Annotated in this window: 20 protein-coding genes; 1 reads left to right on the top strand and 19 read right to left on the bottom strand. The window is 44.0% G+C overall.

The genetic code is table 11. The features are described from left to right. Nucleotides 1-249: 249 nt before the first annotated feature. The 13 genes from G632_RS21725 to G632_RS0107745 all read right to left on the bottom strand — a co-directional run bounded on the left by G632_RS21725 (nucleotide 250) and on the right by G632_RS0107745 (nucleotide 13337). Nucleotides 250-1590 (bottom strand): IS30 family transposase, encoded by a 1341-nt coding sequence (locus G632_RS21725; RefSeq protein WP_035782302.1) that lies wholly within the window; start codon nucleotides 1588-1590, stop codon nucleotides 250-252. Between the two features lie 220 nt (nucleotides 1591-1810). Continuing rightward, complete coding sequence (locus tag G632_RS0107800; protein ID WP_022768461.1) at nucleotides 1811-2602, bottom strand: class I SAM-dependent methyltransferase; 792 nt, start codon at nucleotides 2600-2602, stop codon at nucleotides 1811-1813. 156 nt (nucleotides 2603-2758) lie between these two features. Continuing rightward, on the bottom strand, nucleotides 2759-3745 hold the full coding sequence (locus G632_RS21095) for a hypothetical protein (RefSeq protein ID WP_022768460.1): 987 nt from the start codon (nucleotides 3743-3745) through the stop codon (nucleotides 2759-2761). An 84-nt stretch (nucleotides 3746-3829) separates the two neighbouring features. After that, complete coding sequence (locus tag G632_RS21090; RefSeq protein ID WP_022768459.1) at nucleotides 3830-5260, bottom strand: sensor histidine kinase; 1431 nt, start codon at nucleotides 5258-5260, stop codon at nucleotides 3830-3832. A 14-nt stretch (nucleotides 5261-5274) separates the two neighbouring features. Beyond that, nucleotides 5275-6036 (bottom strand): LytR/AlgR family response regulator transcription factor, encoded by a 762-nt coding sequence (locus tag G632_RS0107785; protein ID WP_022768458.1) that lies wholly within the window; start codon nucleotides 6034-6036, stop codon nucleotides 5275-5277. Between the two features lie 236 nt (nucleotides 6037-6272). Further along, nucleotides 6273-7298: a hypothetical protein gene (locus G632_RS0107780; RefSeq protein WP_022768457.1), complete on the bottom strand. Its 1026-nt coding sequence runs from the start codon at nucleotides 7296-7298 to the stop codon at nucleotides 6273-6275. Nucleotides 7299-7400: 102 nt separating this feature from the next. Further along, complete coding sequence (locus tag G632_RS0107775; RefSeq protein ID WP_022768456.1) at nucleotides 7401-8297, bottom strand: hypothetical protein; 897 nt, start codon at nucleotides 8295-8297, stop codon at nucleotides 7401-7403. 113 nt (nucleotides 8298-8410) lie between these two features. Beyond that, nucleotides 8411-9067 carry a hypothetical protein gene (locus G632_RS0107770; RefSeq protein WP_022768455.1) on the bottom strand — a complete coding sequence of 219 codons (657 nt, stop codon included), beginning with the start codon at nucleotides 9065-9067 and terminating at the stop codon, nucleotides 8411-8413. A gap of 136 nt (nucleotides 9068-9203) precedes the next feature. Next, the gene (locus G632_RS0107765; protein ID WP_022768454.1) at nucleotides 9204-10055 is read right to left on the bottom strand and encodes a hypothetical protein; all 852 of its coding nucleotides are present in this window, start codon (nucleotides 10053-10055) and stop codon (nucleotides 9204-9206) included. Between the two features lie 90 nt (nucleotides 10056-10145). Then, entirely contained in the window at nucleotides 10146-11402 is a 1257-nt protein-coding gene (locus G632_RS0107760) for a M56 family metallopeptidase (RefSeq protein WP_196802278.1), read from the bottom strand. A 27-nt stretch (nucleotides 11403-11429) separates the two neighbouring features. After that, the gene (locus G632_RS0107755; protein ID WP_022768452.1) at nucleotides 11430-11825 is read right to left on the bottom strand and encodes a BlaI/MecI/CopY family transcriptional regulator; all 396 of its coding nucleotides are present in this window, start codon (nucleotides 11823-11825) and stop codon (nucleotides 11430-11432) included. A gap of 276 nt (nucleotides 11826-12101) precedes the next feature. Then, nucleotides 12102-12281: a hypothetical protein gene (locus tag G632_RS0107750; protein ID WP_022768451.1), complete on the bottom strand. Its 180-nt coding sequence runs from the start codon at nucleotides 12279-12281 to the stop codon at nucleotides 12102-12104. 129 nt (nucleotides 12282-12410) lie between these two features. Then, nucleotides 12411-13337 (bottom strand): DUF1848 domain-containing protein, encoded by a 927-nt coding sequence (locus G632_RS0107745; protein WP_022768450.1) that lies wholly within the window; start codon nucleotides 13335-13337, stop codon nucleotides 12411-12413. 143 nt (nucleotides 13338-13480) lie between these two features. Here G632_RS0107745 and G632_RS0107740 point away from each other — a divergent pair, with 143 nt between their 5' ends. Next, entirely contained in the window at nucleotides 13481-14974 is a 1494-nt protein-coding gene (locus tag G632_RS0107740; protein ID WP_022768449.1) for a DHH family phosphoesterase, read from the top strand. Here G632_RS0107740 and G632_RS0107735 read toward each other — a convergent pair whose 3' ends face one another. Genes G632_RS0107735 through G632_RS0107710 form a run of 6 tightly spaced genes read right to left on the bottom strand, consistent with a single transcriptional unit; the run spans nucleotide 14975 to nucleotide 25319 of the window. Then, nucleotides 14975-18061, bottom strand: coding sequence for a TIR domain-containing protein (locus G632_RS0107735; protein WP_022768448.1), 3087 nt, complete (start codon nucleotides 18059-18061; stop codon nucleotides 14975-14977). A 14-nt stretch (nucleotides 18062-18075) separates the two neighbouring features. Next, nucleotides 18076-19968, bottom strand: coding sequence for a substrate-binding domain-containing protein (locus G632_RS0107730; RefSeq protein ID WP_022768447.1), 1893 nt, complete (start codon nucleotides 19966-19968; stop codon nucleotides 18076-18078). Continuing rightward, complete coding sequence (locus G632_RS0107725) at nucleotides 19968-21749, bottom strand: cache domain-containing sensor histidine kinase (protein ID WP_022768446.1); 1782 nt, start codon at nucleotides 21747-21749, stop codon at nucleotides 19968-19970. The genes G632_RS0107730 and G632_RS0107725 overlap by 1 nt, the downstream gene beginning before the upstream one ends. A gap of 29 nt (nucleotides 21750-21778) precedes the next feature. Then, on the bottom strand, nucleotides 21779-22783 hold the full coding sequence (yjfF, locus tag G632_RS0107720) for a galactofuranose ABC transporter, permease protein YjfF (RefSeq protein ID WP_022768445.1): 1005 nt from the start codon (nucleotides 22781-22783) through the stop codon (nucleotides 21779-21781). After that, nucleotides 22780-23820, bottom strand: a complete 1041-nt coding sequence (locus G632_RS19280; RefSeq protein WP_022768444.1) for an ABC transporter permease — start codon at nucleotides 23818-23820, stop codon at nucleotides 22780-22782. Before G632_RS19280 ends, yjfF begins: the two co-directional genes overlap by 4 nt. Continuing rightward, the gene (locus G632_RS0107710) at nucleotides 23820-25319 is read right to left on the bottom strand and encodes a sugar ABC transporter ATP-binding protein (protein WP_035782344.1); all 1500 of its coding nucleotides are present in this window, start codon (nucleotides 25317-25319) and stop codon (nucleotides 23820-23822) included. The genes G632_RS19280 and G632_RS0107710 overlap by 1 nt, the downstream gene beginning before the upstream one ends. Between the last annotated feature and the right edge of the window lie 91 nt (nucleotides 25320-25410).

Genomic DNA, 25410 nt, shown 5'->3' with positions numbered 1-25410 from the left:
GGTCAAATGAAAAACTGAATTCCGGTTTATAGTTGCAAAAAATGCATGTGAGGCTTTTTTAGGAGTTTTTTTATAAAAATGGTACTTTGACATGCCCCAAAAACATGCTAAAATCGGTTTACCAATTCTGTTTGTTTGCATAGCAAACAGATGGCTGGAGCAGATTGAGAAAAATTAAATTCCACCCATCAAAAGAGATTTTATGATCTTCGGGTGGTTATCTGTCTGCTGATTTATTAGTCTACGTGATTATTTATCACGGTATTCAATGAGTGCCGGTTTTAGCAGGACTTCGTCTGGGGAGACTTTTTTCAGTCCTGTTAAAGTCGGTATCTTTTTATCTAAAAGGAGCTCCGCTAGGTCAAAAGGTGTAGCCCCATTGAGACTGTCACGCCCTACAGAGTTTATGTGGCTTGCAAGAAGATTGATGTCATCCTGCGTATACTTGGACATGCTTCTTCCCTTAGGTATCACATAACGTATGTACTCATGATTCTTTTCTATGCGCGCTTTCTGATTTGAAACGTATGGATCGCAATAAAATACTTTTGTCCGTGGAGTTCCGGTTTGCGTATTTTCTATGTCCCAGGGATTCTTAAACTCTGAGCCATTGTCAGTAAGAATTATGGGAAAGTACTTTTTAAAAGTGTGTAATCCGATGGCGTCGCAAAGGCTGTTTATGGCAGCTACAACACTCTTCTGGGTACAATTCGGAAGTAGGATTATGATCATGAAACTGCAGCTTCTGAACAGAAGAGTTAACAGGCATTTTCCTGCTTTATTGGTACCCTTTACTGTGTCCATTTCAACGACATCAAGCTCCGGAAATGCCTTTGTATATTTTTCAAAATCAACATAAGTACGCTTTGAACGGTATGCTTGCTTGACATTTTTTATACGTGGTTCAGAACGCCTTTTTCTCTTTTTGTAGCGAACTCTTCTTGGTAGATCAATGTTCCTTGCCGTAAAGACTCGTTGATCAAAGTAGTTATATAAAGTCCTGCGAGAGACGGGAATCTCATCACCATGAACTGCAAATATATGGCTTAATGGTTGCCCTTTAAGGGCCAGAGGAGAAATGAGTTCATTAAGTTCATCCAGTTCTTCAGGAGTCATGTTGATGCCCTTTCTAGAATCGGAAAGCTTTTGTTCATACATTTTTTGAGCCTTTTTTGCATCGTAAATCCTTTGCTCAAGAGTGCATAAATTTGTATGCTCACAGCCATTGCATACGTATGGAGGTTTATCTCTTTTGTTGCAGTAACGATCAAAAGGAAGATAACTAATACAGTGATCAGTAGGGTGCCCCCAAACACATAACCTACATACAGATTTACACTTAAGATCACCACATACATTTCTCCTGCGGCATTCAATATAGTGCAGACAACCTCGACACTTTCTAAAGTGCTGTAAAGGAGGTTTTGACATGGTATGATTCCGTATTTCTTTAGATATAGTAGTAGGATCTTTGTTGAGCATTTCTCCAATATATTTAAAAGAAGAATGTTGTAATAGCTCCTGCTCAATAAAACTTCTGTCAGACAATGAGAGATGTCTTTGGTTATGAAAGCTGTTTTTCTTATCCATGGTAATCCTTTCTGACAGATAACCTTGGATATAGTAACAAAAAATATGTGCAGGAGTAAATTCCAGATTAATGCATCTGAACAGGAATTTAGTTTTTCATATTACGTATCTCAATATCTATAATATCAAGCTAAACATGTCATCAGTATGTCATGTTTATTATAACAAAAAACCGGCAAAGATTCTCACCTCTGCCGGCCGTTTTCACCGCAATCTCAAACTATTTCTTTTTCACCTGAAGTTCAGCAAAAGACACATAGTGCTTAACCACAAATTCTTCCCCCGCATTTTCTTCAAGCATCTTCATATGCTCTTTATCCCAGGCCTTTAGCTGCTGTTCATTCATTGCAGCTCCAACTCCTCTGCACGCGCGCATTCTGCCATGCCACCCTTCTCTGGTAAAAGACACATCGACTCTGAACTCATCTCTTTTCACTATGTCAAAAGGTGACAAAAGCGCATCCGGAACGTAAACCGGATGAACCGTATCTCCGTAAGAAGACCAGTTCGGATTGTGCTTCAGGATGATTTCCTCACTCTTTCCGGCAATCGGATCTTCGTATGGAAGCCATCCCATATACAGGATAAGAAGCTTTCCTCCGGGTTTAAGCATTCCGGCAAATCTACCTGCTATAACCTCAGCATTCAGATACCATATGCACTGGCACACGGTGATGACATCAAATGTATTGTCCGGATAGCTAACCTCTTCTGCAGGACACGTGTAAAACTCAATGTCCATCCCCTGCTGATCCGCAAGCTCTTTTGCCTGAGCTATCTGGTTTTCCGAGATATCGGTCCCAATCCACTTAGCGCCGTACTTGTACATATTGCGCGGAAGGACTCCAGTTCCTGTCCCGATATCAAGCACTTTCTGCCCATCTTTGCACAGCCCCATATCCAGAATGCACTGATAGAACTGCTCAGGGTAAATATCACGGTATTTAGCATAGTCTTTCGATGTATTCCCCCAGTCAAAGGCTTTTCCATTATCGATATCTGAAATCTGCATGCCTGATTCTCCCTTCAAGTCTATACCTATATACATTCTATACTATTTTGAGCCCTGGGGACGGAGTCATGGGTTCATTTTCAGAATTTTCTGAAAATGAACCCATGACTCCGTCCCCAGGGCTCAAAAATGAACCACTGACTCCGTCCCTAGGGCTCATATCTGCCGGCCATACATAAGCTTTCTATGTTCGATTGCCTTATCTGTTAGTTCTTTATTGAGTTCCTTGCGTTTCTGGCATTCCTCGATCTGCTTCTTTTGCCTTGCTGCTCTCTGTGCTCTGCGCCTTGCGTTATCATTATTACTATTCCGCCTTCTCGAAGATCGCTCGCTTCGCATTTTCTCAAGCAATTCATCAAGCTTCTCAGCTGCGCTCATTAGCTCGGATTCCCTGCCCTTTATGGCAAGGTCAACGTGCTGTATAGTTCCTGCTCCGCCGTCTTCTTTCAGATAAAATCCGGTCTTTCTTACCTTTCCATCCAGAACACCATCCGTTCCGTCTATTGTAAATTCAGTATCCTCAGCTCCAAGAAAAATCGCACCAACTCCCGATTCCTTAAGGCTCTTTAATTCCTCTTTTCCTTCATCTGTCTTACTCCAAACCTGAAGCTTTTCAAAGACCTCATCACTCTCATCAATCCAGCCATTGCCATCGCTGTCATACTCAGCAAGATCCTTAAAACCATCACCACTCTTAACACCAAACAGCTCCGTTCCATCATTTATCTTGCCATCACCATTTTTATCAAGAGCAAGAAATCCGCTTCCTGCCTTTGTCATGGAAATCTCATCCTGCTTTCCATCAGCATCCAGGTCGAACTTAAATTTCTTATCACTAAGTGAAGCCACCTGCTGCCCGGTATTTATTATCAGTGGGTCAAAGAGGCTATCCATTGGTGATGACATTGCAATAAAGGTATCGCGCTCTTTCTTCCGCGCCATCGTAACATCTACATCCACCTTGATTTCCCTGCCATCCTCTGTTGTAATCCTGCCCGTTGCCTGATAATCCGCCTTCTCCTTCTCTACATGCTTTTCTACTATTCCTGCAAAAAATCCGCTTGTCCCTGCGCCGCTACTTTTCAATTCCTTTTGATAGCTGTAATTTGCCTTGGAATAAACATCACTACTCGCTATCTTCATATTCTGTTTACCTCACAATTCCAGCGCTTTACTGTTACATTACAGGTATCGACTATGAAGATATCCGGATAAATAGCTATTGCATCAACGGACATTTTTATGTAATGAATAGTCATCTTCCATGCTTTGGAGCATAACTCTAACCATGAATACCTTATTCTCTGAACTGATATCCATTGTCCCAAGATATTTATCCGCAATGCTCATCACACTCTTTAGCCCAATTCCATGAAGTTCTTCATCGGTTTGCTGTCTCTTCCTGCTCACTATATTGCCATCCAAGTCTCTTTTCAGCACTCCGTCAAAAGAGTTCTCGGCTTTTATCAGGAAAAAGTTCTCCCTAAACTCTCCCGTAAGTTTTATGTACCTTTCGTTTTCCGGGATTGCTGCCACAGCTTCCAGTGCATTGTCCAGCAGGTTATTCAATATGATTCCCACGTCTGTAGCGCCAATACCGCTTTCTTTGGGAAAAGAGAAGTCTGCCCGAAATTCACATTTTAGATTGTCCGCTTGGCCTGCTGCCTCGTTTATCACTATATCGGTGACTGGGTTTCCTGTAGAAATCCGCATGCTATTCATGCTTAGTTCTATGTTCATTTCACCAAGAAACTTCGAAGCATCTTCATATCTTTCATTTTCCAAAAAGCTCTTTAGTATCATTAGTTTTCCGGCCATATCGTGCCTGAGCGTCCTGATGCGGTCATGATATTTTTCTGTGTACTCTATCTTCTTCCTGATAAATTCCTGCTGCTTAAGTTCCTCCTGAAGTCGCAGTTCCTCTTCCTTGAGCCGTCTGTACCTCTGCCAGGTAGCAATGGCAGATATCTCGCCTATGAATAGCAGCAGTGCAAGCAGAGGAAGTGTAAATACCATTCCTCTCTTTTCGTCCAATAAAAAGAATACCTCTTTTTCCAAAGGAACCACCATGACATCGGCAATCATGTAACAGATAATGTACGAGACCGCCGAATAAGCTGACAGATAAAGAGCTTCCGTCCAGGACATGTCATATTTCTTTTGACAGAGTTTTCTTACTACCAGGTATTCGCCAAAAAGCGTAAGTGCCATAAAGACAATCTGCGCCACTATAAATGCAAACATCCAAAGCCACAAACGCTCTATGGCACCTTCCTTTGAATAATCAATTGCTCCTGTGACCTTATCTGTAATTTCATTGAAGATTGCGAAGTTTGCAAGATACCATACGTAAAAGACATTGTTCCACAAAAAGAAAACAAATATCGAGTGAGGCAGCACTTTGGGATTGATCAGCCAAAAGACTATGGCTATGACGATAAGTCCGATGAGGCTGTACAGTCCTCTTGTTGAGAAAGGTATGGCAAAGAGAATTAGCCCGATGATAGTCATGACTGCTGATATCATAATTATCTTTGCTCTGTTCAATATCTCTTTTTCCAGAAAAAGATCCAAAAACAATCCCAAAAACGCTCCCCTGATAAGAATCATTATTATTCCGTATAACTGCTGAGCTATCCTGATCTGTTCTTCGGTCATAACCCCTCCGCTTTTTAGGATATGTAATCCATATATGCTTTTACAAATTCCTGGTATTTATATTTGGACATTATAAGAAGATCTCCGTTATCTATCTGAACCTCAGACCTCGAGTACCCTTTAATATGCTTCATATTAACCAGATATCCCCTGTGGATTCTGAAAAATTCTTTTCCCAGTTCCTCTTCAAGTCCGGCCATCTGTCTGTAGATTTCATAGCGTTTATCCTTCATATGCACTACTGCTTTTCTTCCGGAGCTTTCAACATAGAGAATGTCTTTTACCCTCAAAGTCACAGACTCTTTTCCAATCTGCACTGTAATGAAATCCTCTTTGCTGTGATATGAAGTTTCGCATATGAGCTGTGCATCAAGTCGTTTTAGCTCCTCAATTGCCCGGTGCAGATCACTCTCAAATATATCTTTTGAAACCGGCTTTATCAGATAATCAAAAGCCTTTACCTCAAACGCATCTCCCATTCTGTCAGGGATTCCGGTAACAAAAATGATAAGAGGCCTTGAAGCGCGCATACTCTTTCCGGTTGACTCTATTTTCTTTTCCAGCTCTTTTGCTGTCTCAAAGCCATCACTCTCCTCCAGGGCAATATCAAGGAACAACACATCAAGCCTAAGACCTTCATCGATATCCTTTAGCAGCTCTTTGCCACCTGAGTATTCCTTAACCTCTGCACCCGGCGTACTTGTCCTTGTCCATTCGCGTAAAAGACATCTCACCGGCTCTTCATCATCACAAATCGCTATACAGTACTTATTCATATTTCATCCTCTTGTCTGTTTATGCATAAATCATAGCATCAGAACATTTGCGTAGGCTTTATCCATGTCATGAATAGCCATTTTTATGTTACGAATGGACAATTAAAAAGCGCATCATTCCAATGTTTTCATTCCATTGAAATAATGCGCATCCTTGATTCTGAGCCCTAGGGACGGAGTCAGTGGTTCATTTTCAGAATTTTCTGAAAATGGTCCCCTGACTCCGTCCCCGGGGTTCATATCTGATTATCTATTGCGCTTCCCTTTACATCATTCGAAAGAAGACTCAGCTTATTTAGAATATTAGTAATCTCGGAATTAACCGCATTCTGTGTATCCTCCATGGAAGCGCCCTCAGAAATAATGGTCTTCTGTGTGCCTTCGGCATCCATCCGCTCTGCCTCGGCTCGCTCACGCCTTGCGACAGCTCTTTTTGCATCGGCGCCGCTCCTCTGGCTCTCTGCAGCATGTTCCTTGATGTTCTCGATCATTTCCTGCTGCATGGCTTCTTTTTCAAGCTTCTTCGCCTCTTCCTTCTTCTCTTCTTTCTTCTTTTCCGCAGCCTCTTTTGCCTCTTCTTCGCGCTCCTTCTGCTCTTCATCCACATGCTCGATCATTTCCTGAGTCAAAAGAGCTACCGTCTCATCATTCGAAGCTTCCATGATCTCCTCAGCTGCATCCTGTGCCTTGAGCATGTCCTGGGATTTTGCACGCTCTCTTTTCATATCTGCATATCCCTGGACATTTCCGGCCTGCTGAGCCTTGGCCTGGTCGATATCAAGCGCATTCTGCTGATTCTTTGCCACATAGTAAAGAGCCTGTTGCTGATACTCGGATAGCTTGCCCTTCTCCTCATCGGATAGTCCGTCTTTGGAGTGATTCATTTTAAAGGCAAGCTGCTCCAGGTTCTTGTTCTCTTCGCTGTCCGGATCTATCCCATATTGTTCCTGAAGTTCTTTTAATCTGGCATCATTGTCCCTGGTATCAGTGCGCTTCTCATTTATCACATCCTGCAGGCGCTTGATCTCATCCTTGATCCCCTGCATCTGCGCATCAAGCTTCTTCTCGCCTCCAAAAGCATCGGAGACAACCTTAAGAGCCTGCTTTCTTGCAAGCCCCTGACGCTGAGCTATAAGGCTCTCACCCTTAAGGTTTGCGCCGGAAATCGAATTCATGTTGCCATTCTTGTTCTGTGCATTTGCAGCGCCTGAAATCATCTGTGTATTGTCATTTCCCTGAAAGGGGTTCTGTTGTATCCTCATAATTTGTTACCTCCGAAATGAACCCATGACTCCGTCCCCATGGCTCATTTTTGATCCCTAGGGACGGAGTCATGGGCTCATTTTTTATGAGCAAATCTCATATCACTTCTCTACATCTATAAGTGCCATAAGCTCTTTTACGTCTTTATCCAAAGCGTCATTTATATCAGATTCCCTCTGGAATGGGTACTGCGCAGCATATGCGGGCTTCATAATATCATGATAAAGAGCTTTAAGCTCAGATGCAGCGTCTTTGCCGGCAATATCAACTGCCCCTATACTGTCGCGTAGCGTTTTTATCAGCTCCCTGTCCGTAGCAATGTCCGTGCTGGCATATCTTGGTATTCCTGATTCTGTAACGCTTCCGGGCACCAGAACCTCGACTCCAAAGTATCTTCCTGACTCAGGATCATTGTTCACACGTGTAGTTCTGCCCGAAAGCATTTCATTCTGCCGCTCTACCAGGCTGCTGTTGTAGTCCTTCATAGCCCGGCTGATTACCTTGGCCTGTTCTGCGCTAAATCCCGCAGCAGCGCTGTTTTCCACAACCTTCTGCGCGACTTCCATCTTGGCATAATCCCTGTAGCTCAGGTATCCGGTTTTGAGCTGACTGCTTGTATCCGTCACAAGCTCTCTGGCTGCAGTAAACTCTTCTTCGGTAAAAGAAACTCCGCCTATCTTGTACGCACCTTCGGCATTCTTGTTGATTGGAATCTCTGTTCTGTACAGTGAACTTACCGTATGGTTATTCCAGGAATTTCTGACTTTCTCCAGCTCTTCTGCTCCAAGCGCAGAGATAGAAAGCGTAGCTGCCGTGTCACCAAAAGCTACGTTTGATCTATCACTGAGTTTTTCATGGATGGCTTTCTGCAAACCACCATCTTTATTTTCAGGCGAAGACTTAGCCAGCTTCTCATCTCGCTGCTGTTTCGCAGCGTAAATTTCCTGACCAATGTCTTTTACCTGCCTATCCAGCGAAGTAATATTGATTCCGGTCATAATCATCTACCTCCGTGTACATGAACGACACAACTCCTTTTCTGTTATATCGGCATATAACCTTTAGCAGCTTATAGAAATGTCACCAATGGATTCATTTATGTCACAAATCTTCATACTTCTGTTCCTTTCTCTTTTGAACTGTAGTAATCCTCAAACAGCTTGTTCGCCGCATTCATTGTTTCCTTGCAGATTGAAGGAAGCTCTCTTCCCCAGGTCTTCGTTGCCTGCTTGAAGCCCTTTTCCATGGCCTTTTGCATCTCTTTCATCTTGTCCACGTCGTCGCCGGCAAGGGCTGATGCGAAATCAAAGAGCCTCTGGGAAGTCTGCTTCACGCCATAATAGCCGTCTTCCGAAATATCTTTTTGCGCCTGAGCCTTGGTCGCAGCATCAACCTTGAAGTTACCACCGGCGAGCTGCCTCCAGAAGTCATCGCCCTTGGCTGTTCCGAAGGCTCCCACCTGGCCTTGCAGCGTTTTCTGCACAATTGAGATAAGATTGTTCCTCTGCTGCTCCTCGGCGGCCTTGAGCTGCTGAACTATGGCTGCCCGGTCTTCTTTGGACTTCTTATAAATAGCCTTTTCATCATCCTTCTCGCTTTTTGCAGCCTTCGCATTGGCATCCTGCTTTTCATAGATAACTCCGGGTTGTGCTGCGGAAGATGCTTTCTCTTTTTCCTTATCATCATCCTTGATCCACGCCGGCTCGGTATTGCCACTGATGCCAACTAAATTATTCGTTCCATAATTTGTGTTGATTCCTATGCTCATAAATGTTACCTCCTTTGTTCTTCCACAAAATGATCCCTTGACTCCGTCCCCAGGGCTCAAAAATGAGCCACTGACTCCGTCCCCGGGGCTCAAAATCCATTAACATCTGTTAATCTATTGTTCAAAAAAAAATATCTCATACCCCTACATCAAATGTCCCGCCTGTTTCTGCCGGTGCACTTGTCGTTCCTGCATCCACAACAGCCATGTCCACACCTCCCAGCGATAGCATCACTCCGCTGTCGTATGCCCCTGCTCCTGCAAAAGAGCTTTTTCCGGCATTCTCTTTTTCCGACTGGAGCCGGTCAAACAGTGCCTTCAAATACTTAAGATCCGCCTTCAATATGTCTCTGGCTTCGTCCGATCTGTGCTTGACCTTGAGCTGCTCTAAGTCCTCCGGCGTCATGGATCCTGAGAGAGCCTCAGCCATTTCATCAAGCTCCTCATCCAGCTCTACCGTCTCTTCCGCCATTTCCATCATCTCATCAGCGCTGAGCTCTAACTTTTCCATAAGGGCTTCAAACTCGGCCTGCTCAAGCTCTTTTATCTCTTCTTCGGATTCCGCTTCATCAGGTGCTTCCTCCGTCTCTACAGGCATTTCCTCCTCAGCCTTGATATTCCTCTCCGCAGTTTCTTCCATTTTCAGGTTCTTCTTTTTCTTTTCACAAGCTCTTTGAACCATCTCCGCATGAAGGATTGCCCTCAGTACCTCTTCTTCATCTACATCCCCGTTCTTTAGTTGCTTTTTCAAAAGAGCTATCTTCGCCCTGATACTGTTCGATACCTGCATGGCTTTTGTGGAGGTCTTGGCCTGCAAAACCTGGGATGAAACCTGCTTAAAACTGTACAGTGCCGGTTTCTTTTTCTTACCGGTCTGCTTGGTAGGCTTGCAGATTCCTATGGTTCCGACATGATTGCCGTATGCATCATAGAGTCTTTTTCTGTAATGAGTTGTATTGCCACTTACCGTGACTTCCCATCCGTTCACATAACCACCTCCTGTTCCCTGGCTTCAAAAATGAACCCTCACCTCCGTCCCCAGGGGTCAAAAATGAGCCCTTGACTCCGTCCCCAGGGGTCATAACCACATGATGAGGCGCTCGAAGATGTCGATGTCTGAGTGGTTGGGGATAATGATGATGCTCTCGTTGATATCTTTTGCATCGAGCTCTCCCCAGCTTACGCTGCCACCGATTCCGGGGATCTTGTAGTAACCACCCACTGAGAAATAGAACCATCCTTCGCCACTCTTGGCTTCAGGGTACTGCTCAAGAAGGGCTTGGGCGTTTATTGATATATACTCGTCGTCATAATATGTCACAATAGACTGGTCGTCATCTACAAATATAGAATCCAGATCACCTGTATAGCACATGGAACAGACCTGGCCCATGTCATTGGTTCTCTTATAGGAATTAGCCTTTATAAGTCCGATCACAGCGCAAACCACCATCACTAGGATTACAGCCCCGCTCAGCACAGCTTTCGGATCGTATGCCCTTTCCCTTACTATCTGCTCAAGTCTCTTTCTCAAGGCCTTGTAATTATCATCCGTGGTAAAAGACATTCCGCTTTCATATCCGATCTTTCTCCCGCTGTCAGACATGTCTTTTGCACAGTCAAGAATTACGCGCCCGTAAAATCCCGTATCGATATTGTTTCTCTGAATCGTTACCAAATCACAAATATCTTCAAGATCTCTTTTCAAATATCGAACGCCTAAATGAAGCAGGACATTGGGCCAGAGGAGAGTCCGAAGAATATCGTAAGCCAGCAATATCCACAGATGTCCGAGCCTTATATGCGTCTCTTCATGCTTTATCACAACGCCTCTTTCTGCACCTTGTAAGCTGTCCGGCACTACAATAACCGGCTTAAAGCATCCCAGGCAGAAAGACGATGCTTTACCCGCAAACACTTTGACAGGATACACGGATAAGTGATCTTCCGAATCGGTCATGAACCTGATAAGGCGTTTTAGTCTGACGCGCCTATAAACAAGCAGTGCTGCAAATGCTATAATCCCAGCCATATACACGGCGCATATCCATCTATGCTCTGACAAAAAGCTATACCACCTGAATATGGTACGTACACCAACTCTTGTCTCAAAATAAGCTCTTAGTTTTCCGCAAAATAAAACAGGAATCAGCATGCACCACAAAGCAGCTCTGCCAAAGACATGCCCGGCAAACACGCTACTCCTTAAGGCCATGATAATTCCCATTACAAAAATCGATATGATTGCACAAAAACCAAGTATGGTCGAATAATAAACGCATACAAATTCAAAGACATTATTCAGTTGTTCAAAGAACATTTGCATTCCTTGCATAACTGCTCCCTTGCTCATCCATGAGACTTAAATATCTTTCCTGGCTTTTTTGAGGATGTCCTCAAGCTCTTTTATCTGCTCCGCCGACAGCTTTCCGCCCTCCAGCAAAGTAAATGCGGCTGATAGTCTGTTGCCCTCAAAATAATTCTCCACAAAAGCGCTGCTCTTGGCTTTCTGGCACTCCTGCCTTCCTCTTGCAGCACTGTAGTGATAAACTCTTGCATCATCCGGATCGACAGTATATGTGAGCATCCCTTTTTTACACAATCTGTTTATAAGGACTCTTACCATCCTCTGGTTCATCTTGGAAGATTTTGGAAGTGCATCGGCTATCTCCGCAGAGGTAAGATCATGCCCGCATCTCCAAAGCGTCTCCATGATCATCCATTCACTTTCACTTGGAAGCATCTCTTCTTTTGGCATACCATCCTCCTGTATATCTATTATATCGGATAACGCCTGTTAATAATTAATAGTTGTTATTCAATTTTTTTCATTTCATACGACGCTTCTACTTCCAAGCCCTATCACACGATATCTTTTGAGTCCCGTTAATACAAATCCCAGGATTATCGATGCCACAGTAGGCGTCAGCCTGATATATCCCTGCTTTGATGAAGAGTATATTGATATACAAAAAGGCTCCGGATCACTCCGAAGCCTTTATAATTTATACCATATTCAGTTATTATTCTTTATTTATTTCATCCCTTCCCAGAGCCGTTCTTTCTCGGTAAATGCAACCGTTGATTGTTTCGATATCTCCGGCTTTATCGCCTTTTCACTGATATCATCGGTAAACAGTGCAGCTCGTTCAGGTTCTGCATATATTTCCTCTTCCTTTGTGACATGAGTTTTGATCTTTTCCAAATCATCCATAATCCTGCCCTCCCAAAAGAGATATATTAATTTATATCAATATTATACCACTAATATTAAAAAAATGAACCCCTGACTCCGTCCCCGGGGCTCAAAAGTGAGCCCTGGGGACGGAGTCAATGGCTCATTTTAGAATAGGCTGAGTTGGTTGTCGATGTAGGATTTCATCTCAACGTCGTGGATTATGTCGCCTTCGCGATAGCCACCGATAAGGAATGGCGAATCAGGATCGTGGAGCTTCATGTTTCGCTTAACTGCCTCGATGTCATTGTTGGCGTAGCAGTATCTGCAGAGATGTCCGCAGCTGTCATAGGCTCCGATGTCGCCTGAAAGGTAGCATGCGCACTCTTTTCTTGCGGGCTTTTTATTTGGGACGATGAGCTTTGCTCCGATGGCTTTTTCGTAAGTCTCAATTGTCATACAGCCTCTGCAGTCGGCGCCGTACTCCGACAGAAACTCACCCTCTCCGCAGGGCTTTACCACCATGCCATGAGCTGTAGCGATCTTCACGATCTCTTTTCCCATAAAGTGCTTATCCTGCCTTGAGACAAAGCTTACCTCCGGGAAATTTCTTTTCACCTTCTCATACAGATCAATAAAGCTGATGACAACAGTCTTGGTGTACCCATCCAGTGCAGCAGCCATCTGCTCAAAGGCGCGCAGATGATAGGCCACGGTATACCTGACGTTAACCAAGATTGGGTCATATCTCCATCCGATACTGTCAATTCCCACCATGTTCGAGAGCGCCTTAAAGTCCTCCAGTATCTTATGTTTATCGGGAACTCCCGGCTCTATATCCCTTCCATAGGGCGTTATCGTAACAAACCAGTACTGTCCGTAGTCCCTGATCACATCCATATACTCAAAAAAGGGCGCAGGATTCTTAGAGCAAAATCCCACCACATCTACAGTGTCAGGACTTAGCTTATACCTGCTGACGCTCTCTTCATTAAATGGATTGCGGACGCAGACTTCTCCCTCTTTAAACCTGTTCGCAAGCCACTTCGGGTAAAAAGCCGGAATGTCTGTCCTCTGTCCGGTATTTATGATCATAAGAAGCATTTCCTCAGTTCAATCAATTTCGTAACGACTAAATCATATATACAGATTATATCCGTTGCAACTCTAAATTGGCAAAGGACATCCTACTATGTTAGAATTTATACGCCTGAAAAAACAAAGATAAAGGAAATATTATGAAACTACAAGACCTTCTAAAATTTGAAAATATAGTGATCCAGTGCCACGACAACCCTGATGCAGATGCCCTTGCTTCAGGCTTTGGCCTCTATACATATTTTAAGGCCGCCGGCAAGGATGTACGTTTTATCTACAGAGGACGAAACAAGATCCAGAAGAGCAACCTTATGATCATGTTAAAAGAGCTTAAGATTCCCGTAGAGTATGTCCCTGACTACGACGAAGAGCCTGAGCTTCTGATAACCGTTGATTGCCAGTATGGCCAGAGAAATGTGACCACGTCAAAGGCGCAGAATATCGCCATTATAGACCATCACCAGAAGACCGTTGATCTGCCTGAACTTTCTGAGGTTCGCAGTAACATCGGCAGCGCATCTACTGTCGTCTGGGACATGATATGTGCAGAAGGTGAAAATGCAAAAGAGCTAATAAGCACAAACAAAAAGCTCTCTACTGCCCTATACTACGGTCTTTATACAGATACCAACAAACTCTCCGAAGTATCCCATCCTCTGGACAGGGATATGATGGATGAGCTTATCGTCAATAAGAGCCTTATTGTCAGAATGAGCAACTCCAATATCTCTTTAAAAGAGCTGAAGATAACCGGTAAGGCTATCCTCGGATACGAGTTTTTTGATGACAACAGATACATGATAATCCAGGCTGAGCCCTGCGACCCCAATATTCTTGGAGTAATGAGCGACTTCTCACTAGAGACTGCAGGTGTTGATGTCTGCATTGCCTACTACGAGAGCCCTGAAGAGATCAAGTTCTCTGTAAGAAGCTGTTCCAAGGAAGTTCATGCCAACGATCTTGCTGCTTTCCTTGCAGAAGGCATCGGAGGCGGCGGTGGACATATCTACAAAGCCGGCGGATCCATCCGTCCCGAGAAGATTGAAGGAAAAAGTGCAGACGAAATACTTAAAGAAAGACTCCGCCTTTACTATGACAGCTATGATGTAATCTACGCCTTAAAGACCACCCTTGATACAGCAGAAATGGGCAGATACAAAAAGCTTCCTCAGGACAGAGGTTGCGTTAAGCTCACCGATGTTTTCCCAAAAAAGACACTTGTTTCCATCAGAACTCTTGAGGGAGACGTAGATATAACCGTTGAGCCGGATCTTTATATAATGATTGGAATCGAGGGCGAGATCTACCCCATAAAAGAAGAAAAGCTCCTAAAGAGCTACACATTAAAAGAGAGCCCCTACACAGAGACTCTTGAATACCCGCCAAAGATCAAGTCCCTTACTACGGGCAAAAAGAAATCCATCATGGAGTTTGCAAAGACTGTGAGCACCACAGATACCTCCTGTATCTATGCAAAGACTCTAAAGCGCGGTGCAAAGGTCTTCACTGCCTGGGACAATGAGAAATACTACCTGGGAAATCCTGGCGACTATATTGCCTGTCGTGAAGACGACCCTCATGACATATATATTATCAGAGGGTCGCTGTTTAACAGATTGTATTCAGAAGTTTAATTATCCGGTAATTCCGTATGTGGATTTCTGCTCCACTGACATCTCTTCACCATGAAGATAATCCTTTGTCTTTTGGATCAGATCATCCACAGAATAATGCTTAAAGTATCCAACGACACCTTCCGTAGACTTTTGGTCATAACCGTAAGTTAAGAAGGTGTCTGTTTTTTTGTCATGGCCAAAAGAATTATAGATACATGTAACTTCGACCCAGGTATCTGTCTCCACCACATCTGTGATATCACTGTTTTTAAAATAAAGCAGGCCCTTTTCACTGTCATAGACAAAGTATTTATTCGAAACAAATGATGATCCTATAACAGAAAGATCACTTTTTCCCAGAAATTCAAAGGTTTCTTTATCATAGCGGTAAAGCGTTCCATTAGTGTATGCCACAACTATGATCTCTTTTCCGTCAGCATCTATAAAGGTAATATCCATTGGTGCGACTCCACCACAGAATATCTCACCAATAATTTCACCATCTCTTCCTATGAGCTTTATAATCTCGCTGTCGCTTACAGCAATGATACTGCCATCACTGTTTGCCGAAGCCAGGACTGCGTCTCCAAAACCTTCTCCTAAGTCTATCTCAGTAATCGTCTCTTTAGACATATCAGCCAGAAGATCGGTATCTGCATTAATATATACGCTATCTATCTCCTCAATGTAATATACGTCGCTAAAGGCGGTATTAAATTCAACCTTTTTCTCTTCTCCTGTGGCAAGATCCCTTTGAACAATTGTATATTCAAATCCTTCTCCGCTATTGATATAAACAAGCTTCCCATTTTTCAAAAAACAATACGGCTCATACTTGCTGTAATCCTCGTTGATAACCTCTTCCTCCAGTGTCATGTCAGAAAGATTGACCTTCACTATTCTTAAAACCAGCCCTTTACTTACAGCTGCATAGAACGTGCCATTATATGAGCCTATCAGTCTATAGCTGTAGGACGGAATATCTTCACTCAAAACACACTTACCCAGGTATGTCTTCTCTGCCGGATCAACAAAGATTATCTTGGCTCCTTCACCTTCATCATCCAAAATTGCCAATACATCTTCGGTTAGCAAATAGGTATTGCCTGTTTTAAAATCAGGAACCTCATCAATAAGTTTCCATTCTTCATCATAGACCTTGGTGCCATAGTATATTACCTGTCTTGCATTATCGCTTAATGTATAGACTCCTCCCCCGACAAGAGCATCTGACAGATTGTCCGTAAATCTGTCAAAGACAGATACTCCCTGCTTATCCCCAAACATTGCAGGAGCTGCTGTAGCTCCGCCTTTGGTAATAAACATCGGCTCTCCGTTCCCATCATTATCGCTTATATCGATAATCGAATCATTGGTATTATAAGTTCCCAGTATCTCTCCGGTCTCTGCATCCCATATCCTGCAGGTGTCGGACTCATAATAGGCAATCTTTCCGCCCGCCAGAGGAAGAAATTCTGCGTTGAAATACACGTCTGTAGCTGTAATTTCAGATGTCCATTTCTCACTAAGATCCTCTATGGAAATACATTTGATCTCTGCCTTGTCCTCCGTTACAAATCTAAAGTTCATTAGCTGAACGCTGGATCCGTCCATATCTTCCTTGCATGCCAGATAGATATTGTCACCGGCAGAGACTATCCTTGTAACCCAGCTGCCGATCTCATCGTTTACAAGCTGCTCCCCGGTGCTAAGGTCATACTCATGCAGACTATAAATATAATTATTGATATCTGTCTTGTTTGCCAGAATATAAATGAGCTTTGTCCCATCTTCAGACATAACAAAATCAGTAACATCAAGCATATTAGAATCATCTCCAAAAAGAGAGAAAGACTTTTTAAGTTTCCCGTCATCTGCAGAAACAATATCTACATTTCCCTTTGCTCCGGGAAGAAGAAGATCCCCTCCGGGCAGCACAAAGACATCATCGACAAAGAGCTGCTTTGACTGTTCATCCTCTATTTTCCACAAAAGTTTACTCTCACCAAGGTCAAAAGCCGAAACGCTTCCCTGGCACAAGAGTATCAGTCTGTCATCTCCAAGGAAGAAAAAGCCTGTTCCCTTGTCGGCAGCATTATCCTCATAAAGAACCATCTCATGGGTCTCGTCTGTCTTCCAGGCCATAACAACACCGCTCTCATCCATAGCAGCAAAATATGAGCCTTCCTCAGATAGCTTAAAGCTCTTTACACGCCCGGGCATTCTGTAATTCCAAACAGCACCTATATTGCTGCCCTCAAGTGACACATAGGAGTAAGAAGCCTTGGCGATAGCTCTTTCAGCCTCTGGAATTACAGGCCTTATATCCTCTTCACCTTCAGGGAGCGATGCCAGTGCCAGTTGCATAGCTTCGATTCGGTTCGCATCGTTTAACTTTATTTCGGATTCGTTTGCCAGATATCTGGACTGATTCTTGAGCGACTCCAGATAATTCTTTTGAATAAGCGCATTGGAATGCATCATATACGCTACAAAACCAAGCGTTAACGTAAGCGCACCTGCAAAGATCGCATTCATTCTGCGCATCTTGTACTGGCGCCTTCTGTTTATCAGCTCATCATAAGAACAGCCGATAAGCGCAGCAGCAAGCCTTGGAAGTTCCTCAGCCTTGGCCTTTCTGTAAGGCAAGCGGTAGTCGCACGAAAGCGGCTCGTAGGGGATTTCCCTGATGTGCTCTACACCGTTTTCGTCCACAAATATGTCTTTTCCCTTTAAAAGAATCTGCGGAATAACTTCGTTTGGTTCACCATCGCAAAGCACAGTAAGGATCCGGTTAATCGGATGACTCTGCAAAAAGTACTCAATCTCCCTCTCAACCCAGGTTGATTGCTTGGTATTATGAGAGCAGATAACGATCAAAAAGTCAGAGTTTTCAAGCGCCTGTGATATGGTATCCCCCAGGTCACTGGTTATTGGAAGTTCATCTTTATCCCTGAATATCCTCTCTATCTTTTTTACACCGGTAGCTTTCTGTATCTTCTTCGGTATATGAAAGCGCTCCAAGTCCTTTACAATAGAGGCGGCTATCTTATTATCAAGGTCTGCATGCTTGTAAGAAATAAAAGCATTGAAGTGATTTATCATTACAATCCTCCGATTTAATATCTCCTCTTGCGAATATAATCCTCCGCCACGGACTGATCGTAAACTTTCTCATCTGTGATGATCCTGAAGGGCATCTGCTTACCGCTGCAGAGGTCCCTTATGGCCTTCATGAGCTGTGGTCCGATTATCGGGTTACACTCAACAGCGCAGCTGAGCTCTCCTCTGACCATAGCTTCAAAAGCCTCCGTGGTGGCATCCACTGAGATTATTTTAACATCTTCATCGGGTTTTATTCCATGGGCCTTAAGCTCCTCGATTGCACCGAGGGCCATGTCGTCATTCTGGGAAAAGATGATGTCGATGTCCCACTCGTTTTTCTCAAGATATTCTCGTATAACCTTTTTCCCACCGTCAAAAGTAAAATCGCCATAAGCGGAATATGATATTTCATATCCGGGATTCTCTTCAAGAATCTCCCTAAAGCCCGCATCTCTCTCCTCTGTGGGAGATGCGCCGACATTTCCCATGATTTCCATGATCTTCATGTCGCCGCCCGTGCTGTCCACATTGTCCCTGATCCAGCGCATGGCTCTGCGACCTTCCTCTACAAAGTCCGCACCCAGATACGTCGTTGTCAGGTTCTCTTCCCTGTTCTCCACAAGTACATTTCTATCGGACATTATAACAGGAATGCCTGCTGCCTTGGCTTCTCTTAGGACCTCATCCCAGCCGGTCTCAACAACTGGAGATACTACTATAACATCAACTCCCTCTTTTATAAAGGACCTTATTGCTTCAAACTGTTTCTCCTGAGACTGGTCAGCAATCTCCATGTGCAGATCAATATTAAAGGCCTTCGCCGATTCCTCAATGGATTTGGTGTTAGCAAGGCGCCAGTTACTCTCCTGTCCTACCTGGGAGTAGCCGACCTTTATCTTTCTGCCGTCATCTGAAGTATCGGCATTTATGCGGTTTAAATTCTCTTCCACGTTGCTCTTGTCAATAATGTTGCTGCGAAGTATCACCTGCTTGGGAACTCCGCTCTCATTGTTTAAGATTGAAAAGGCATAATCAATGGCTTCCTTGCCTCCGATAGGGCAGGAAACGGTAGCCATAAGCCTTCCCTGAGACACCAGATCAATGCCCTCATCTGCTCCCTTAAAGCCGTCGCAGTCAACTATCATGACCTTATTGTCGAGTCCCAGAGCCTTAAGTGCATCGCAGGCTCCAAGTGCCATTGAGTCGCTGTAGGCAAAAATTATATCAGAATTTTCAACAATATTTTTGGCCGTTACTACGATATCATAGGCAGCATCCTTGGACTCTGCTGCCAGGTATACTTCATGAAGTGTGATACCGGGCGCATTCTCAATAGCTCCTTTAAATCCCGATAACCTCTCAGTTCCCTGAACTGATGCCGGATTTCCCTGAAGCACAACAACGTCTCCCCCCTTATCGCCCAGGTGATCAATGATATAGGATCCTGCCTGCTGCCCTATAACTCCATTATCAGGGCCGATATAAAGAGTGTAGTCAAAGCCCTCTACTGATCTGTCCATGACAATTACAGGTATTCCGCTGTCATATACCTCTTTTATCTTCTCTCCCATGATCTTCTCATCACAGGGAGAAATTATTAGAAGATCCATTCCGTAGCCAATGAGATTGTCTATATCCTGAACCTGCTTGGCTGCGCTTCCTGTGGCATCTGTGGTTACAATCTGAATATCCTCATACTTCTCAGTCTCTTCCCTGAGCTCGTTTATAAGCGCAACTCTCCATTCTTCTCTCATGTTAGCCTGGGATACACCTATAATTGACGCAACGCCTTTTTGGCTCCCACTATCCCCTAAGGGAATCATGTGGCAGCCTCCTATGGTAAGCGCAGCAAGCACCATCACAGCCAGTGCACTTAATATATGCCATTTTTCTTTTAACATCTTCATCAGATTACACCGGTCTCCTCTTCAAAAAAAGGTATGTATATGGATATGCGTGTGCCGATATCCTGAGTACTCTCAACCTCTACGCTGTAGTTATCCCTGTATCTTTGCTGGAGTCTCTCTTTTACGTAAAAGAGTCCAAAGCTCTGATTGTCATCCACCTTCACATCATCTGTGCGCTCGCCGGTCTTTAGAAGGTCCCTTAAGGAATCTCTGGTATTTTCATCCATTCCCTTTCCGTCGTCCTCAACACTCATGCAGATCCTGTCGTCGATACGATGCACAGAAATATTGATGTGTCCCGTACCCCTCTTAAGCTTAATGCCGTGGTAGATGGCATTCTCAACAAGGGGCTGAAGAATCAGCTTTGGCACCTGCCTCTGCATGCAGTCCTCGTCCGCATCAATTTCAAATAAGAGCTTATCTTCATATCTGGTTTTTTGTACATAGAGATAGCTGGAAATATAATTGATCTCTTCTCTGATGGTGATATAGTCCTTGCCGTGGCTAAGGCTTATCCTGAATACATTGGTCAGGGCATCTACGAGACTGACAATGTCTTTTGCCCCGTGCTCTCTGGCCATCCAGTTGATGGTGTCCAGTGTATTATATAGAAAGTGAGGCTTGAACTGTTCCTGAACTATCTTCAGCTCAGCCTTCCTCTTAAGATCTTCTTCATGTCTTACTCTGTCCAAAAGCTCTCGGATCTTCACGATCATATGGTTAAAGCTCATGCCAAGGTCTGCAATCTCATCGCGTGAGTTACTTTCAAACCTTAGGGACAGATTTCCTTCTTCCGTCTGCATCATAAGGTTTCTAAGGTGCTTGATGGGTCTTGTGATATTGTCTGAAACCCTGATTGAAAGATATTGAACCAATAAAAGAGTTGCAACCAGAATGACAGCAAAAACGCCAATCATCCTGTTGTAGTCGCCCATAAGCTCGTCGTAGGAGGTGACAGAAACGGTCTTCCATCCTGTCTTTTCAGACTCCTTGTATCTGATAAGGTACCTTCCTCCGTCTATGTCGACGGTCATGGTCTCATCTTCGTCGGTGAGCCATTCGGGTCTGATCCTGTATACTACCTGATTTATGGGAGTATAGACCATGTGGTCCTCTTCATCCAGCACGAAAACAAATCCCTCGCCGCCTTGTTGGGATTCTCTGATGGCTGAGGAAATGATACTGTGCCCTATATCCATAAGAAGCACGCCCCTGGCTTCCCCTGTTTCCTTGTCCTTAACGGCCTTTACAATGGAAAAGACATCGTCCACCGAGTAACCTACGTCCGTAGTGATGTTTCTTCCTGTGACCGTACTGATCTTGTGACTCTTATCAGGGTCTGATAAAGCCACCTTGTACCAGTTCTCTTTTTGAAAAGAATCCCTAGATATTCTGGTGATACCGGTGCTGATATATCTGTCATTGGAATCAGCATATAGCATACCGGCAATCTCGTCGTATCTGCCCATGATGTTCTGCATTGACCTGCTTACGATCATGGCTTCTTGATCCCAGTCATCACCAAGGTCCGCTGCTGCGATCTCATCTGATACCGTAAGAACCAGCTTGTCCAGATCCTCCATATAGGTATCAAGAGTCTGACTGACCTGTATTACCGTCTGTGATGTGCGCTGGGTCACATTTTTCCTAGCTTCGCGGATTGAGAACAAAACTCCCACGATTCCCAGCAAAACAAAAGGGATGAGGGCAATGAATATCTGCGACAGGATCAGTTTAGTACGTATCTTGGTTATTCCTGATCCTGTTTGCAACTTATTCATTACTCTCATCCTCATTAAGCAAAGTTTATTTATGCTGCCGCCAGCTCTTTTCCCTTCATGGCTTCAGCTCTTACAGCTATAATTCTCTGAACCACAATAAAGAAGCAAAGAAGACCTGCAATAGTAACCTTTGTCCACCAAGTATTGAGATTCTCATAAGTGACAATTGTCTGGATAATACCCTGGATCATCGCGCCAACGGCTGTTCCGAATACTGAGCCGACACCTCCCGTAAGAAGTGTTCCGCCGATAACCGCTGATGAGATGGCATCCAGCTCCATTCCCATGTTCTGAAGTCCATAGCCTGCCAGTGTGTAAAAACTAAATACTACACCTGCAAGTGATGCGCAGAAACTGCTTATAATATACGCCCCAATCTTTGTTCTTGCAACATTGAGTCCCATGAGTTCTGCAGACTGTTCGCTTCCTCCGATGGCATATACCGCTCTTCCGAAAGGAGTCTTTTTAAGTACATAAAGACCTATAAGAAGAACTGCCACAAAGATAAGAACATAGTAGTATATCTTTCCGTTGAGTGCCTTGGAATCGCCGAGCTTTATCTGTATTCTTCCAAGCGCCATAAACTTAAAGAAAGGATCTGTAATAGGTATCGAAGCTTCACTTATTACCACGCACAGTCCTCTCATAAGGAACTGTCCTGCCAGCGTAACAATGAAGGGCTGAAGCCTGAAGTAATGGATAAGGCTTCCCTGAACTGCGCCGACGATGATTCCGATAAGGAGCGCTACGGGAATGACTACATAAGACGGGATACCCTTCTGCAGGCTGTAGGCCATGAAAACTCCGGTAAAGGCGATGGTTGATGAGATGGAAATATCAATGCCACCGGTAATAAGTACAAATGTAATTCCAATTCCTGCGATCATCAGGTACGCATTGTCATTGAACAGATTAAGGAACGTTGACAATGAGAAGAAATGATCGTATCTGACCGATCCGAAGATAAACATGATCAGGAAAAGAACTATGGTCATGGTAAGTGATATATTTTTGATTCGCAGCTTTTCTTTCATAGTGCAACTGCCTCCTTCTTCTTACTTTCAAGATTCTTCTTGGCAAAAAGCAGTTTGAACTTACCCGACTGTGAAAGGCAGATAACTATGATCAAAAGAGCTTTCAAAACCCTGATATATGCTGCCGGAACACCAAGTGCCAGAACTGTTGTAGTTATACTCTGAACGATCAGCGCTCCGATCACACTTGCAAATATTGAAAATCTTCCGCCCATAAGATTGGTTCCGCCGATGGCTACTGCAAGGATGGCATCAAGCTCGATGTTAAGACCTGCGTTGTTACAGTCAGCGCCTTTGATTCCCGCACTCTCGATAAGTCCTGCCACAGAAGCAAAGGCTCCTGAAATGGTGTAGATTGCAAGAAGGTATCTGTTTACCTTGATTCCTGCAAACTTTGAAGCCAGTGAGTTGCAGCCAATGGACTCAAGGAACAGTCCGAAGGATGTTCTGTGAACGAACAGGAGCAATATTCCAACCAGGAAAAGAACTATGTACAGCGGGAATGGAAGTCCTAAAATATAGCCGCCGTTGATGAAATAGTACGCATCGGAATTGATGGTTATGATCTTTCCGCTTGTGATGAGCTGTGCAATTCCTCTTCCTGCAACAAGAAGTATCATGGTTGCGACAATAGGCTGGATCTTTATCTGTGCTACCAAAAATCCATTCCAAAGTCCGCAGATGATTCCTGCACATACAGCAAGCAGTATAGCTGCTGCTACGTTTCCGCCAAGTCCCGGAAGAAGATTTCCTCTTATGATACTGCAGGCAATGGCTCCGCTTATGGCCATTACCGAGCCAACAGAGATATCCGTTCCGCCTGTTGCAAGAACCATGGTCATACCTGCTGCCAGGATCATGAGCTTACCACCGTTTCTGAAGATATCAATGATTCTTCCGTAGAAGTGTCCGTCAACTATTGATATGGAGAGGAATTCTCCTCTTGTCATTATCGTGTTGAACAATATGATGGTCAGGAATATGATCACAGGCCAGAACGCCTGATTCTGCGTTATTTTATATTGCTTATTTTTCATTACTTTTCTCCTCCTGCCATGATCTGCATCACAGCTGTCTCTGAGATGTTGTCCCCTACTACTTCTCCTGCTTTCTCCATGTCTTTTAGCACAACGATCCTTCTGCAACATCTGAGTTCCTCGTCGAGCTCTGATGATATGAAAAGTACAGCCATCCCCTGAGCTGCAAGATCTATTACTATCTTCTGGATCTCAGCCTTTGTACCGATATCGATACCTCTTGTGGGCTCATCCAGCATAAGAAGCTGCGGATTTGTGGCAAGCCATCTTGCCAGGATCACCTTCTGCTGATTTCCTCCGGAGAGGTTCTTTATCAGCTGATCTGCATCCGGCGTCTTTATCTCAAGCTTTTCTATGTACTCATCGGCAATTCTCTGGGCCTCTTTCTTTGATATCTTTTTAAAGAGTCCCTTCTTTGCCTGAAGAGCAAGTGCCATATTGTCTCTGATTGAAAGGTCCCCGATAATTCCTTCCGTCTTTCTGTTTTCAGGACAAAATGCAAGGTCTTTTCTGATGGCATCTATAGGATGCTTTAGGTGTACCTTTTCCCCATTGATATACAGTTCACCGCTGTTTACCTGATCTATTCCAAACAGTACTCTTGCTGTCTCCGATCTTCCTGAACCAAGAAGGCCTGAAAGACCAAGTACCTCTCCCTTTGAAATCGAGAGGTCCATTCCGGATATGCTTCCCTGGTGTGATACACCTTTCATGGAAATCAGCTCATCGCCTGTTCTTGTTCCCTCTTTTTCTGCCTGACCTTCCTTAAGAGACTGATTAAGGACTGCATAGTCCTTACCGATCATCTTTGATACAAGCTCCATTCTTGGAAGTTCAGCTGTCTTGTATGTACCTACATAAGTGCCGTTTCTAAGGACTGTGATCCTGTCTGTAACCTCATATACCTGATCAAGGAAATGAGTTACAAATATGATTCCCATGCCTTCTGCTTTAAGCCTTCTCATGATCTCAAAGAGCTTATCTACTTCTACCTTGGACAAAGAGCTTGTGGGCTCGTCCAATATAAGCACCTTTGCCTTAATGTCGCTGGCTCTTGCTATGGCAACCATCTGCTGAATAGCTACTGAATAGTTTTCGAGCTTCTTACTTACATCAAGGTGCAGATCAAATTTCTTAAGGAGCTCTTTTGCATCTCTGCTCATAGCTGCCCAGTCAATTGCTCCCATCTTCGTCTTTGGAGCTCTTCCGATATAGATATTTTCCGCAACAGACAGGTTCGGGCAAAGATTTACCTCCTGATAAACCGTTGATATACCCACCTGCTGAGCCTCATTTGTGGATTTGGGATGGATCTTTTTCCCCTCAAGAAAAACCTCTCCCTCATCTCTCTCCTCAACACCCGTAAGTACTTTTATAAGTGTGGATTTTCCTGCACCGTTCTCGCCCAGAAGAGCATGGATTTCTCCGGCCTCAAGTTCGAACTGTACGTTATTTAAGGCAATTACCGCTTTACCAAAGGTCTTGGATATGCCTTCCATTGTTAAGAGTTTTGTCTGACCGCTCACCCTTCTCCTCCTTTAAAAAATCCGCTCCGGAGTGTAACGGAGCGGATTATTCTTACTAACTCTT

The organism is Butyrivibrio sp. NC2007 (assembly GCF_000421405.1).
In the GTDB taxonomy this organism is placed as follows: Bacteria; Bacillota; Clostridia; order Lachnospirales; family Lachnospiraceae; genus Butyrivibrio.
Note: the sequence above shows the minus strand (reverse complement) of the source record. Positions and strands in the feature narration are given on the sequence as shown.